Raw genomic sequence first — 12628 nt, forward strand, 5'->3', positions numbered from 1 at the left:
GTGATGGTCGCCGCCTGGCTCTGCCTGTTCAACGGCGCCATCTGAATGCATCACCGGGGCCGATCCCCACGCCAGCTGAAGCTGTTGACGTATTTGCCCATATCCAGGGCGATCTGGAGGTTGGCACCGGACGGTTTGCCGAACCCGAAGTCGGGGCTGAACTGGTGGTACGGCCCGACTGCCGCCGCAATCAACGCCAGGTCGTTCTTCACCGCGGCCACGACCAGAACCCGCATGCGCAGATAGCTGCTGTTGGCGCCTTGCGGCCAACAGTCGGCGACTTCGCCGTATCCCGAGTGGAAGCCGACCATCGCGTTGGGAACCTCGTACGCGGTCCGGGTGTCGGGAAAAGTGGCTTTCACCAACGACTTTGCGATCTCCTGCGCGGATCGGCCCGCGGCGGGTTCGCTGAACAACTGCAGCGTCCCACCGTCACCGGCGAGCAGTTCGGCGGTCACCCCGTTGGGCTTGGTGCTCACCCGGTAGGCCGACTCCGACGCGGGATAGGACACCGAGAACGCGCCGTTTGGCGAGGTGAAACGAGGGTTGATGGACACCGGGGTGCCGGTCGGCGGACGCCCGCAGTCGGGTGGGCATATGTAGCGCACCGGCGGCTTGGCCATCATCGCCGACATCCCGACCAGGGCAGCGGCGATCACCGCGATCACGGCCAACCACGTCAGCACCAGCCGCCTGCGCGACGTGCGCCGCGGCGCCGCGGCCGCGTATGCACCTGCCGGAACCGCGTATCCAGGAAAGAAATTCGTCGGTGCGCTCATTCGGGGTCACCGCGAACCGGCCGCGATTCGCGCCTCGCCCTGCGTGATGAGCGCGACGACGCACGCGTCGCCACCCCGCACGCCGGGCAGAACGCCATGTCCGGCACGACGTGTCCACAGTGCGGGCACAGCAGCGGTTCCTCCGCACGGATCTCGTCGTGCGCCTCGTGGAGCAACGCCAGGTGCAGGCCCAACCGCAGCAACAGCAACGCCACCCCCGCCAGCACGAGGTAGCCCACCAACATCAGCACCTGCGGGAAGCGGGCGACGTCGATCACGCCCAGCGCCAGATACACGCCCAGCACGGCGACGGCGAAGCCGATGAGCATCGCGCGCACGACACCCGGGCGCTGGTCGCGTTTGCTCGGCGGGCGGGTGAACCACAATGCGGCACCGATCAATCCACCTGCCGCCGCGGCGATCAACGGCGCGGCCAGCCCCCTGATGCCCGCCTCGACCAGCAGGCTCTCCATCGGCCGCTTGCTCACCACTCCCGTGCCGAACTGCGGAGCCAGCCGCGTGAGCGTCGCCGCCGCGGAAAAACTCAAGGCCCCCAGCGCCCCGATCATGAAGCCGTCCAACGTTTCTCGTGAGGACGGCCGCGTCAGGCGAACGATCACCGCGGGTGACAACGTCAGGAGGACCCCGCCGAGCGGAACCGCGATACCCATGCGCAGCATGTGCTCGCCCGCGATCGCCGAACCCAACGCCACACCATAGGATTTGGCGAACATCGCACCGGTCAACGACGCCCAGCCCACCCCGAGGCCCACCGCCAGGCCGACCGTGAGAACCAGTGTGCCGATGGGAAAGTCGCGGAACGCGTCCGACTCACGCAGGTACAGGACGAACAGCAGCGGTAATCCCAGTGCGGCGACGGACACCACGGCGGCGGGTAACCGCAGGAACGCGAACGCGATCAGAGCCGCCACCAACACGAGAAGGCCGATCCGGAACGCGGCGCGCGAGCGCTGCGGCAGGTGCGGGAACAGCGAGCTCGCGACCGAGACCTGCAGAAGGTGTTCGTTCGGCGCGGCGCTGAAGTCCAGCGGCCGCAACCAGTCCGGGCCCTCGCGCGGCCGCGGTGTCAGGTGGCATCCGCACAACCCGCAGTACTCGCCGGCCGGCACGTCGGTCTTGCAGACCCGGCACTCGGCGGTCGGCACGCTGTCGTCGTCACCGGTGGTCATGCCGCCGCCTTCTGGAGCGTGAGCACGTTGCGCACGAGGTTGTCGACGTCCGGAGTGCCGAGGCCGGTCACCAGGTCATAGCCGGGCAGCGCGTCCGCGACCGCGTTACCTCCGAGGGTGACGTCGCGGAAGGCCGGCAGCGGGGCGCCCCGCGAGATGCGGTACAGCAATGGGTTCAGGTCGCCGAGCAGGCGGCCGCCGTTGGCGAGCAGGTACTGGTTCATCACCGCGGCCAGGCCCGCCCATATCGGTGCCGACTGCGACGTGCCGCCACCGACCAACGGCGTCTGCGCAAAGACGATGCGCACACCGGTGAACGGGTCCGCGACGGCCGCGACGTCCGGAGTCAGCCTTCTGTCGGTGTCGCGGTCGGGCCACACCTCGCGCTGCCAGTCGGGACGGTCGAACACCGCCGAGACACCGCCGCCCGTGCCCACCGACAACGGCACGTCGAACCAGGCCTGCTCGGACAGCCACCGACCGTCGCTGTCCGTGGACAGGGTGGTGCCGCCCACATCGGTCATCTCGGGCAGCGAGGCGATCGAGTCCAGGCCGACGTCGGACTCGCCCGGCGGCGAGGACCAGTCGTCGCCGCCTTTGCACTCGAGGCCCGCCAGGTCGCCACTGGCGTTGAACGCCGTGGTGCCGTGTGACTGCGCGGTGGCCAGCGCCGAGCGCACAGGGGCGAGGTCGGCAGCCGTGATCAGCTTGTCGCAGCCCCACCCGATGGAGAAGCTCCACACGGCGCCGGGATACCGGCGGTCCGTCTCCTCGAGCATCTGGCCGATGCGTTCGAACGCGCCGTCGGCGGTGACGGTCGGAAGCGCACTGACCACGACCTTGCGCGCATCGGGAGCGACCGCGTGCGCCACCTGAAGGTCCATCGTGGCTTCCCCGCGCGGTTCGTCGAGTTCACCGATCACCTCGGGGGTGAAGCGGGGCAGGTCGTAAGTGTCGGCGAAGCTGTCGAGGTCGGCCTGGTCGAAGCCGTCGAAGGCGAAGAACACGATTGTGGTGCCCTTGCCTGTGTAGCCGGCCGCGGCAAGCGGTGCGGCGTTGTAGGTGTTGCGCAGCGCCTCGGGAGTCAGGCCCTTGTCCGGCACATCCAGCGGCAGCGTCCAGATGTGCGACAAGTGGTGCGGCATGTAGCCGAGGATCCGGCCGATCTCAGAGACCTCCTCGCGCAACGCATCCGGCACGTCCGGTTGTTGCGGGGATGCGTAGAAAACCTGGCCGCGGCGGCCGCGGTAGTCACGGACCTCGACGTCGAACGCATCCGCGACGGACGCCGCCGGTCCTTCCACCACCGCCCAGGGATGACCGGGGCGCCAGCGAACGGAAAGACCGTGGCCGTCGGCCCATGCGTACATTCCCACGGGGCGGTGTTCGTCGCGCAGCGCCATCGTCAGCTGAACCCCGCTGTCGAGCGAGGGCCCCAGATCGGTCGAGCTCGCCAACAGGTAGGAGTACGGCCCGGCGATCACCTCGCCGCCGAAGCGCGCGGAGACGGGGCGCAGATCGGAGACGAGTACGAATACGCCCACCGTGATCAGCGCCAGCACGCCGAGATGCCGCACACTCACGGACGTCAGCGTATTTCGAACCCGGGTCGATGGACGGCTAGTGGTCGCCCGGGATCGCCGTCGGCGCAGGCGGTGCGGTCACCGTCGGCGAGAACGGGTTGGGTCCCGGCGAGATGCGCGGCGCCTTGTCGGTGGTCTCGACCGGCGGCGGAGGCGGCGCCTCGGTCGTGGTTGTCGTAGTGGTCGTCGTGGTGGTCTCCTCCGGCGCCTTCTCCTCGGTGGAGCACGATGCGCTGAACATGACCATCGCGACCGCGGCGGCACCACCCGCGACGGCGGCGATGCGACGACCGATCTGAGCTGACCTCATGGTTGCAGTCCTAACTGTCCCGACCGGTGCGGAGAAGGCTTCAAGATCAAAGTCGGCGTTCAAACTCTAACCCAAGATCGGGACGCTCGCTCAGTTCGAAATCGCAGCTAGCGACGCTGCGGGAACTAGGAACCGGACTTCAGCGCGCCCAACGCCTCGGCCAAGGTCGGATACAGCGAGAAGACCTGGTCGAGGCCGGTCAGCTGGATCGGCCTGCTGGTCGCGGGCCCATCGGCCACCACCGCGAAGCGGGCCGACTTGCTGACGGTCTCGTGCGTCGCGACCAGCGCCTGCAAACCCGCGGACGCGAGGAAGTCCACCGCCAGCAGGTCGACGACGAGGGCGGAGGGCTCCTGCGCGAGCGCCTCGGTGATCGCCGCCTGGAACGCCGGAACCGTGGCGAGGTCGACGTCACCGCCGACCGTCAACACAGCGATGCCGTCCTCGTGGGAGATCGAAGTGGTTATCGGCTCAATTCGTGACAACGGTGGTCCTCCGGTAGGCGCCGCCACCACGACGGCAATGGGGCGAGCTTAACGCGTCGCGTCCTGCCATAGATCAGTGCTTCAGCGGTTCATGCTGCGATACGCAGGCTAATGTCGAGAAGAGACTTCTGCGCTGGGTGATTCCGGTGTGAGCGCGAGCTGGGAGGGCCGACTGCCGCGAACATGACCGACACCGCAGACTTTCACCAGCGCTACGAACGCGAACGAGCGAGAGCCGACGATCTCGCCGATCGCGACGTGTTCCGCAGCGCGTTGGTGAACTCGCTTCAAGAGGGTTTCTTCATCACCGACGCCACCGGGTGCGTCGTCGAGATCAACGACGCCTTCGCCGAGGTCACCGGATACGGCGAGGAGGACCTGCCCTATCCGATGCCTCATCCCTGGGCGGTCGACGGGGTCGCGGCCGACGATCGCAGGGCCGCGCTGGTGCGCGACGGACGCATGACGGCCGAGACCAAGATCAGGCACCGCGACGGACGCACGCGCTGGGTCGCGATCAGCATCAACGCCGTCCCCGACCACAACTCGCGGCGCGGTCTCTATGTCGGCACCATCCGCGATGTCACGGCGCCCCGCGCCGCGGCGGAGCGCGACCGGGCGATGGCGCGGTTGGCGACGGCGGTGAGCGTCGCCAAGGACGTCGACGAGGTGCTGGCGATAACGCTCGCGCAGTGCCGCGTTCCGTTGGATGCGCAGCGTCTGATCGCGGTGACGTGGCCGAAGGCCGACGGTGAGGAGCCGACGGTGCGGGTGGCCGGTGAACCCGCGGTCACCTCGTGGAGGGACCTCGGCGAGGACTGGCGCCGTACGTTCGAGGACGCCCGCACGTGGATACCGCTGACGGTGACGCCGGTCGGCGCGGTGCCCAGCGCCGGCACCACCAGGGGCTTCGTCGCCGTGCTCTCCGGTGCGCGGGACGTCGTGCTGTGCCTCGAGCACCAGGTTCCGCGGGTGGTCAGCGCGGAGGACCGGCGACTGGTCTCGGCCCTCGTCGGCCACCTCAGCTCGGCTTTGCAGCATGTGCGGCAGTTCGAGAGCGCCAGGGAGACATCGCTGACGCTGCAGCGCTCGCTGCTGTCCCCGATCGATCTGCCGCCGGGATTCGCCGTGCGCTACGAGCCCGCCGTTCATCCGCTGGAGATCGGTGGCGACTTCTACGACGTGCTTCCCGTCGGTGACGGCCGGATCGGCATCGTGGTCGGGGACTGCGTGGGGCGCGGACTCGCGGCCGCCGCCGTGATGGGACAGCTGCGTGCGTCGACGCGCGCGCTGCTGCTCACGGGGGCGCGACCGTCGACGGTGCTCGAACACCTCGACGCCGTCGCCGAGTTCATCCCGGACGCCTACTGCACCACTGTGTTCGTCGCGATCGTCGACACCGTGTCCGCATCCGTGGAGTACAGCAACGCCGGTCACGTCCCGCCGGTGCTGGTGCCTACAACCGCGTCACCGCAACTGCTCGACGAGGCGAGCTCGGTCCCCCTGGCCGTGACGCACTCGCGGCCCCGCCCGCAGACGACGCATCCGTTACCCGCGGGCTCGACACTGATGCTCTACACCGACGGCCTGATCGAACGCCGTGACCGGTCGATCGACTCCCAGATCGACCGGATGTCGGCGGTGTTGGCCGATACCGCGAGGATGCCGATCGAAGGTGTCGCCGACGCGGTGCTGCGCGCGTTGGTGCCTGACGGTGGTTTCGACGACGACGTGGCGATCGTGATCTACCGGTCGCCGAAGGCCTCCCTCGTCATCGACGACACCGCCACCGCGGAGAAGTTGACCGAGATCCGGCACCGGTTGGGGGCCTGGCTGGCCGCCAACGGCGCCTCCGACGAGTCGGTTTCCGATCTCATCCTCGTCGTCAACGAGGCCTGCTCCAACAGCGTCGAGCACGCCTACCGCGGGCACGAGCCGGGGCGCATGCGCATCGAGGCCGAGATCCACGACACGGCGATCCACGTGCGGGTCACCGACTTCGGGTCGTGGAAGGCGCCGCCTCCCGATCCCGGCACCCGGGGCCGGGGCCTGTTGTTGATGCGCGCCGTCAGCGATCGCGTGGATCTCGACGGCACGGCGGCCGGCACCACCGTGGATATGACGTTTCAGCTACCGGAGATTCGAGTTTGAACCAGCTCTGCCCGCCTGGACACCGCTGTCGTGGTATTACAAATATTGGCAAGGAACGTCTGTCGGGAAGAGGCAGCGATGCGGATTTTGTGGCATGCACAGAGGCGGTGGGGCGGCCTCTAGGACATCGGGAGGTTCTGTGATCGGACTCGCTCACACTGCCGTCCATTGGTGTGCTTTTTTGACGGTGGGGGACGCAAAGTAGTGACCCGCAACCAGTTCCGGCTCGAGCCCGGGGACGCTGAGGCACCCCCGGTCGTCACCGCGGTCGGCGAGATCGACTTGGCGAACGTCGACGAGTTCAGCGACGTGCTGTCACGCGCGGCCGAGGACAACTCCTCCGTCACGGTCGACCTCACCGGGGTCACCTACTGCGACAGCGCCGCCCTGCGGGAGCTGTTCTCTGTCGCGGCCAACGCCAAACTCGAACTGGTCGTGCCCACGAACGGGCCGATCACCACACTTCTCGGGATCTCCGGCCTCGACAAGGTCGCGACGGTCACCGTCATCGATTGAGCGGACCGCCGTGCCAGCACCCAGCTTTCAGCCTCGCAAGCATCCCGAGCTGATCACACTGTTACACCGGATCCTCGAACGATTGCAGGCCGACGTGTCGAACACCCTGGGGGTTGCCGTCACCGTCCACGACAAGCGGTTCAACGAGGACGCGTCTGCACTCGCGACGCTCGGTATCGAAGAGAAGATGATCGCAGCTCAGCTGTCCGGACTCGGCGGGCCCGTGGCCGACGCATTGACTCATCAGGTGCCGGTGCTGAGCCTCGATCTGTGGACCGATGACCGTTGGCCCGACCTGACCTTCGATGCGGCCGCCGGATTCGCCGGCGGGATCGCGACCGACTTGAAAGCCGTACACGGAGCCGCGGCCGTGCCGGGCCTCTGGCGTGAGGACGCGGCGATTGTGTTGTCGTGCACGTTAACCGAGCCCGCCTCGGCGGTCACCATCACGACACTTGTCGCCTACGAGCAACTCGTCTCGGCGGCCCTGGTCACCACCGCCGCCCAGAACGAGGCCGCGTTCGAGGACCTGCTGGCCGCGCTGCAGTCGCGCGGCGCGATCGAGCAGGCCAAGGGTGTATTGATGGGGTTGGTCGGCTGCGACGCCGAGCAGGCGTGGAGCATGCTGCGTCGCGCGAGCCAGGAGTTCAACGTCAAGCTGCGCGAACTGGCCGTGGCGCTGTTGGAACATGTCAGCGGTCGTCCGGCCCAGCAACCGGGGATCGCCGAGCCGATCGCTCCACAGGAGTCGGCGCGTGAGGCGGCGCGGCTCTTGTGGACAGCGATGGCGCATGAGGAGCGTCGATCCGACGGGCCGTAGCGTCTGGCGCGTGCTGCTAGGGCCCGTGTTTGGCCGCCGCGGCGGCGGCCTCCGCCTCGAGTTCCTCTTCGAGCGCGCCCTCCTCGCGGCCAAGCGCAATCGTGGCCGCAGCCATCGCGACGACGGCGGCTGAGATCGCGATCGCCTTCACGCCGCCGACAGTCATATGCTCGCCGAGGACCACCGCGCCCAGCACAACGGCGACCACCGGTTCGAGAACCAGCATCGTCGGCACCGAGGTCTGTAGGGATCCTGCGTGGAATGCGGACTGTTGCAGGAACACCGCGAGGACGCCCAGCACCAGAAGCAGGTAGAGCGCAGGGGTGGTCACCACCTTGCCCACGCCGCCATTGGCGAGCAGGAACATCACGATTTTCGTCAGCAACGCGACGACGCCGAACAGCAACCCGACCGTGACCGCGAGCAACACCGCACGTTTCCACCCGGCGGTGCGGACGGCCAGGATCACACATGCGGTCACCGCACCGGCGCAGACGACTGCTACGAGAACGGAAAGGGGAACGGACGCCTCGTAGTCACCTGGCCGGGTCTTGGCAAGCAGCACGAACACCGCCAGCGCCGCGGTGAGCACCATCGCCCACATCCACTCCCGGCGAGTGACCCGACGGTTGGCGAGCCTCGCGCTCAGCGGCAGAGCGAACAGGAGGGCCGAGGTCAGAATGGGCTGAACAAGGAGCAACGAACCCTTGATCAAAGCGAGGGCCTGAAAGCCATAGCCTGCCAGCGCGGCGGCCGTGCCGGCCCACCACAGCGGCCTGCGCAGCAGCGTCGTCACCATCACGGTGCTGATGCCGTGCTCCTCCGGTACGTCCAAGGTGGCGCGCTGCCGAACCACGATGCCGATCGCCAAGAAGACCGCGGCGAGCAGGGCGAGCAGGACGACCAGACCCTGATCTACCACGAGTGGCCTACCAAAGCGTTTTGCTCCTTTCCGGCCAGGCTGCGCACATCGGACAACAACAACATACGGACCGCGGGCCTGCGCGCCTGGCTCGGTGGCAGCGACCGTTTGCGAGGTTTGGTGCCCCACCTATCGGGGCATCAAACCGATCATGAATCTGCGACGTTTGCTTGTGCTGGTCGGTGCGGTGGTCCTTCTGGTTGGAGTCATCGCCATGCTCGTCCCGGTGTCGATCTCCGGGCCGGACAACCAGAAGATCTCGTGTGGCAATGCCATCGCCGCGGACGACTCCCAGGCCAGCCAGGCCAACAGCAACGATCCCAACCAGCTGAAGAACCTCCCGATCATCGATGAGCTGACTGAAGATCCGCCGGACTACGTCGCGCAGTGCCACTCGGCGGTATCCGATCGTCGCACGTGGTCGATCCCGGTCGCGGTCATCGGTCTGGTCGTGCTGGTCGCCGGATTCCTGGTCGGCGGCCGCACCACGCGGGCGGGCTGACGCCAGTCGGTATCGCGAGGTCGGCCGGCGTCGACCCCAGCGGAGCCTTTGGACGCTAGCTGGCCTCGCGGTCGCCGGTGACCACGCGCAGTGACGGTGCCGCGGGCTCGGGTGCGATCCGCTCGTTGACCGTGGCGACGACGGTGTCGACGCGGTTGACCGCCCGGTCGCACAGACCGCGGACTCTGTCGCTGGCGGAGTCGACGTCGTCGGCGGCGCTCAACAGGTAGGCGCGCACATTGACGCGCAGTCGCTCGCCTGCGGCTCGGGCGCGGCGGCGCAACTGGTCGTCGATCTCGACCGTGACGTAGGGCATCACGCGAAGCTTCATGAAGCCACCCTAGCCGCGGGCCGTCGATCCGCGGTCTGCGCGAGCGGCCGGCCCGCGGACTCCCGCAGCGTGATGATCGTCGCGAGCGAGACCACCGCAGCGACGACCAAGTACCACGCTGGGGCGAGGTCGTTGCCGGTCTCGGCGGTCAACCAGGTGACCACATACGGGGTGGTGCCGCCGAACCCGGCGACGCAGATGTTGTAACCGATCGAGAATCCGCTGTAGCGCACGGTGGTCGCGAACAGTTCGACGCCGGCCGACACCGCGGTGGAGACGTAGATCGACTCGATGACCGCCAGGCCGCAGTGGGCGGCGATCGCGGCGACCAGCGACCCCGAATTGAGCAGCAGGAAGAGCGGATAGCCGACAACCGCGAAGGCCACCGACCCGGCAATCAGCATCGGACGGCGGCCGATCCGATCCGACAGCGCGGCCAACGGAAGGATGAGGATGAGTGCGACGAGGCTGGCCAGCGTGACCGAGAGGAAGGCGTCGGTCTGGGAGAACTCGAGCGTCTGGATGAAGTAGGTCGGCAGGAACGTGAACACCACGTAGTAGCCGACATTGAAGACGATGAACATGCCGATGACTTGCAGGATCGGCCGCCATGACGTCGTGAACGCCTCACGCAGCGGCGACTCCGCGACGCGGTCGGTCTTGCTGAGCTCGGCGAAGTGCGGTGTGTCGTCGAGGCGCAGCCGGATGTAGAGGCCGACGAGGCCCAGTGGCCCGGCGATCAGGAACGGGATGCGCCAGCCGTAGCTCTCCATCGCCTCGGTGGGCAGCAGCGCCTGAAGGAGCGTCACGGTGATGGAGCCGAGCAGGAAGCCCAGCACGCCGGACCACGCCATGAAGGTGATGGTCAGCCCGCGGCGTCGTTGGGATGCGAACTCCGCGAGATAGACGGCGCCGCCGCCGTATTCACCGCCGGCGGAGAATCCCTGGAGGCAACGCAGGAGCAGAAGGAGCAGCGGCGCGGCGACGCCGATCGAGGCGTAGGTGGGCAGCACGCCGATGAGGACGGTCGCGCCCGACATCAGCAGGATCACCAACGCCAGGACCCGTTGCCTGCCGATCTTGTCGCCCAGGGGGCCGAAGACGAATCCGCCGAGCGGACGCATGAAGAAGGCGGCCGCGAAAATCGCGAACGTGTTCAGCAGTGCCGCCGTCTCGTTGCCCGCCGGAAAGAAGTTGGCCGCGATGAATGTCGCCAGGAAGCCGTAGATCGCGAAGTCGAACCACTCGACGGCGTTCCCGATCGACGCGCCTGTGATCGCCTTCCGCACATCGCTTGGCATCCGACCTCCCGAAAGTAAGCGCTGCGCTGAGCATTTCGCTTACCGGGCCGGTAAGCGCCCTACGAAGATATCGGGCTACGTCCCTCGCCCGTTGGCCGAGTCGCCGAGTTGGTCAGAACGGTGCGGGATCGGTGTCCGTGGGGTCAATGCCGGCGTCGGTGGTGATTTTCCACGGGTCATCGTTCAGTGGTGGCGGCCTGCTGGGTTGGGTGGTCGCGGGCGTGACCCATCTCTTGCGGTCGATGGCGTTGAAAGCGCGCTCGCGTTCGATTCGTTGAAGCCGATGTTGGGCGCGGGTTCGTCGGCGGCGCGGCATCATCGCGCCTTTGTCGCCGTGTCGTACTCGTCCGGCGGGCACGGGCAGGGTGGCGGTGGTGGTGTCCCAGCCGGGGTAAAACAACCGGCTTCCGGGGTGGGTGAAATAGGTTCTCCCAGACGGTGCGGTCCACAGGACGGTTCCGTCGGGGCGCTGTTGATCGCCCCACCCGCCGAACGTCTTGATTAAGTGATGAATTCGACACAGGCACTTGAGGTTCGACGGATGAGTGGCACCAGCCGGAGAGGGCGTGGTGTGGTCAAGATCGCAGAATTCTGCCGGGCGAGTACAACCGGGAAACCGGCATGTCATATCACGCATCCGAACGAATTGTGCGGTCTTGCGCGAGGGCCGATAGCCGGTCTCGGGCGCGGCGTCGGGTTTGTGAACCCACTGGACCTTGGCTCCGTTGTTGATCAGCTCAGCCAACAATGGGTTCGGGATAATCCCACCGCCGACGATCAGTGCCGCAGCCGATCTCGGCTTCGGCCGCTCTGTCGCCGCTTCGGCAGGTTGCGGCTCTGCGGCCGGTTCCACCGACTCCGCCGCCGCTTCTGCCGTCGCGGATTCGCTTTGTGCCGCGGGTACGGGTTCTGGGTTCAGGGCGGCGGCCTCGGTGATGGCGTTGATGACGAAGTGCGCTGCGCGGGGATCATCTTGTCCGGCTGACGGGCAGTCGGGACTTCCGCATCTGCAACTCAATCCCTCGGCATTGGCGGCGATGGCGCCGAGCGCTTCGGAGCGGCGCTGCCCCGCGGTGCGCGGATCGTCTTTGCACACCTGGCTCGACATCTGCGCGAGCCGGCGTTTGAGCAGTTCACCATCGGTGACGCTCAATCGGCCCCACAGTGACATCGTTCCGGTCACGTCATCACGCTTGCCCAGGCGTACATCCCGGTTCTGGGCGGCCTCGCGCATGCGCCGGCGCGCGTCGGGATCGTGCTCATCGACAAGGGAGTCGATCGCTGATTCCAGCCGCGCCACCGACAACCCGCCCCACTGACCGGCACGTTGCGCGATCGCAGTGTCGATGCGCTGGGCGATCTGCGAGTCCACGGTCAGTTGCGTGCGCCAGGTGATCGTCGACACCAGCGCCGCACTCAACCGTCCCTGGGCGAACATCGCCGCTACTTTCGGGAGCCGCTCGCGCAGCGCCATCGCGATGCACATCTGGCTCGAAGCCGCCCGGTCCCCGACCCGCATCGCCGCCGAGATCTCCGCCGACGCCAACCGCCACCCGTCGACGGCCAGATGATCGCGATCCTCATCGGGCTCGGTGTAGCGCGCGGTCAGCTCCGCGGTGGCCGCCAGCCGCCGCGCGGCCAGCATCGCCTCGGCGCGCGCACACTCCTCGATCGCGGCCACGACTGTCTTGTCGTCGGCGCTCACGAACTCAGAACCGAACATGTGTTCGAGTATGCC

General features: G+C 67.5%; 13 protein-coding genes. 4 read left to right on the forward strand and 9 right to left on the reverse strand.

The window, feature by feature from the left end; all coding sequences use genetic code 11:
- Positions 1–50: 50 nt before the first annotated feature.
- From CEX88_RS05920 to CEX88_RS05940, 5 genes are all read right to left on the reverse strand, one after another.
- The gene (locus CEX88_RS05920) at positions 51–779 is read right to left on the reverse strand and encodes a hypothetical protein (RefSeq protein WP_094292737.1); all 729 of its coding nucleotides are present in this window, start codon (positions 777–779) and stop codon (positions 51–53) included.
- Positions 776–1969, reverse strand: a complete 1194-nt coding sequence (locus tag CEX88_RS05925; protein ID WP_094292738.1) for a hypothetical protein — start codon at positions 1967–1969, stop codon at positions 776–778. The genes CEX88_RS05920 and CEX88_RS05925 overlap by 4 nt, the downstream gene beginning before the upstream one ends.
- Positions 1966–3552: a S53 family peptidase gene (locus CEX88_RS05930; protein ID WP_094292739.1), complete on the reverse strand. Its 1587-nt coding sequence runs from the start codon at positions 3550–3552 to the stop codon at positions 1966–1968. Before CEX88_RS05930 ends, CEX88_RS05925 begins: the two co-directional genes overlap by 4 nt.
- 37 nt (positions 3553–3589) lie before the next feature.
- Entirely contained in the window at positions 3590–3862 is a 273-nt protein-coding gene (locus CEX88_RS05935; RefSeq protein WP_094292740.1) for a hypothetical protein, read from the reverse strand.
- A gap of 125 nt (positions 3863–3987) precedes the next feature.
- Complete coding sequence (locus CEX88_RS05940) at positions 3988–4347, reverse strand: STAS domain-containing protein (RefSeq protein ID WP_202931382.1); 360 nt, start codon at positions 4345–4347, stop codon at positions 3988–3990.
- A 183-nt stretch (positions 4348–4530) separates the two neighbouring features.
- Between CEX88_RS05940 and CEX88_RS05945 the strand changes: the two genes are divergently transcribed.
- From CEX88_RS05945 to CEX88_RS05955, 3 genes are all read left to right on the forward strand, one after another.
- Positions 4531–6498 (forward strand): SpoIIE family protein phosphatase, encoded by a 1968-nt coding sequence (locus CEX88_RS05945; protein WP_094292741.1) that lies wholly within the window; start codon positions 4531–4533, stop codon positions 6496–6498.
- Between the two features lie 204 nt (positions 6499–6702).
- Positions 6703–7014 (forward strand): STAS domain-containing protein, encoded by a 312-nt coding sequence (locus tag CEX88_RS05950; protein ID WP_094292742.1) that lies wholly within the window; start codon positions 6703–6705, stop codon positions 7012–7014.
- A gap of 10 nt (positions 7015–7024) precedes the next feature.
- On the forward strand, positions 7025–7834 hold the full coding sequence (locus CEX88_RS05955; protein ID WP_094292743.1) for an ANTAR domain-containing protein: 810 nt from the start codon (positions 7025–7027) through the stop codon (positions 7832–7834).
- A 16-nt stretch (positions 7835–7850) separates the two neighbouring features.
- Here CEX88_RS05955 and CEX88_RS05960 read toward each other — a convergent pair whose 3' ends face one another.
- Complete coding sequence (locus CEX88_RS05960) at positions 7851–8756, reverse strand: DMT family transporter (protein ID WP_202931383.1); 906 nt, start codon at positions 8754–8756, stop codon at positions 7851–7853.
- A gap of 151 nt (positions 8757–8907) precedes the next feature.
- Between CEX88_RS05960 and CEX88_RS05965 the strand changes: the two genes are divergently transcribed.
- Entirely contained in the window at positions 8908–9258 is a 351-nt protein-coding gene (locus CEX88_RS05965) for an aminopeptidase (RefSeq protein ID WP_094292744.1), read from the forward strand.
- 55 nt (positions 9259–9313) lie between these two features.
- Here CEX88_RS05965 and CEX88_RS05970 read toward each other — a convergent pair whose 3' ends face one another.
- From CEX88_RS05970 to CEX88_RS05980, 3 genes are all read right to left on the reverse strand, one after another.
- On the reverse strand, positions 9314–9589 hold the full coding sequence (locus CEX88_RS05970) for a hypothetical protein (protein ID WP_068202241.1): 276 nt from the start codon (positions 9587–9589) through the stop codon (positions 9314–9316).
- A complete protein-coding gene (locus CEX88_RS05975; protein ID WP_094292745.1) occupies positions 9586–10890 on the reverse strand; it encodes an MFS transporter in 1305 nt (434 codons plus the stop codon). The genes CEX88_RS05970 and CEX88_RS05975 overlap by 4 nt, the downstream gene beginning before the upstream one ends.
- A 112-nt stretch (positions 10891–11002) precedes the next feature.
- The gene (locus CEX88_RS05980; protein ID WP_094292847.1) at positions 11003–12613 is read right to left on the reverse strand and encodes an HNH endonuclease signature motif containing protein; all 1611 of its coding nucleotides are present in this window, start codon (positions 12611–12613) and stop codon (positions 11003–11005) included.
- Positions 12614–12628: the final 15 nt, after the last annotated feature.

It is taken from the genome of Mycobacterium neumannii, assembly GCF_002245615.1.
In the GTDB taxonomy this organism is placed as follows: Bacteria; Actinomycetota; Actinomycetes; order Mycobacteriales; family Mycobacteriaceae; genus Mycobacterium; species Mycobacterium neumannii_A.

Excerpts from the sequence above, each read along its gene's own strand:
- CEX88_RS05920 (WP_094292737.1), bottom strand. The coding sequence starts at position 779 with ATGAGCGCACCGACGAATTTCTTTCCTGGATACGCGGTTCCGGCAGGT.
- CEX88_RS05970 (WP_068202241.1), bottom strand. The coding sequence starts at position 9,589 with ATGAAGCTTCGCGTGATGCCCTACGTCACGGTCGAGATCGACGACCAG.
- CEX88_RS05975 (WP_094292745.1), bottom strand. The coding sequence starts at position 10,890 with ATGCCAAGCGATGTGCGGAAGGCGATCACAGGCGCGTCGATCGGGAAC.
- CEX88_RS05935 (WP_094292740.1), bottom strand. The coding sequence starts at position 3,862 with ATGAGGTCAGCTCAGATCGGTCGTCGCATCGCCGCCGTCGCGGGTGGT.
- CEX88_RS05945 (WP_094292741.1), top strand. The coding sequence starts at position 4,531 with ATGACCGACACCGCAGACTTTCACCAGCGCTACGAACGCGAACGAGCG.
- CEX88_RS05965 (WP_094292744.1), top strand. The coding sequence starts at position 8,908 with ATGAATCTGCGACGTTTGCTTGTGCTGGTCGGTGCGGTGGTCCTTCTG.
- CEX88_RS05980 (WP_094292847.1), bottom strand. The coding sequence starts at position 12,613 with ATGTTCGGTTCTGAGTTCGTGAGCGCCGACGACAAGACAGTCGTGGCC.
- CEX88_RS05925 (WP_094292738.1), bottom strand. The coding sequence starts at position 1,969 with ATGACCACCGGTGACGACGACAGCGTGCCGACCGCCGAGTGCCGGGTC.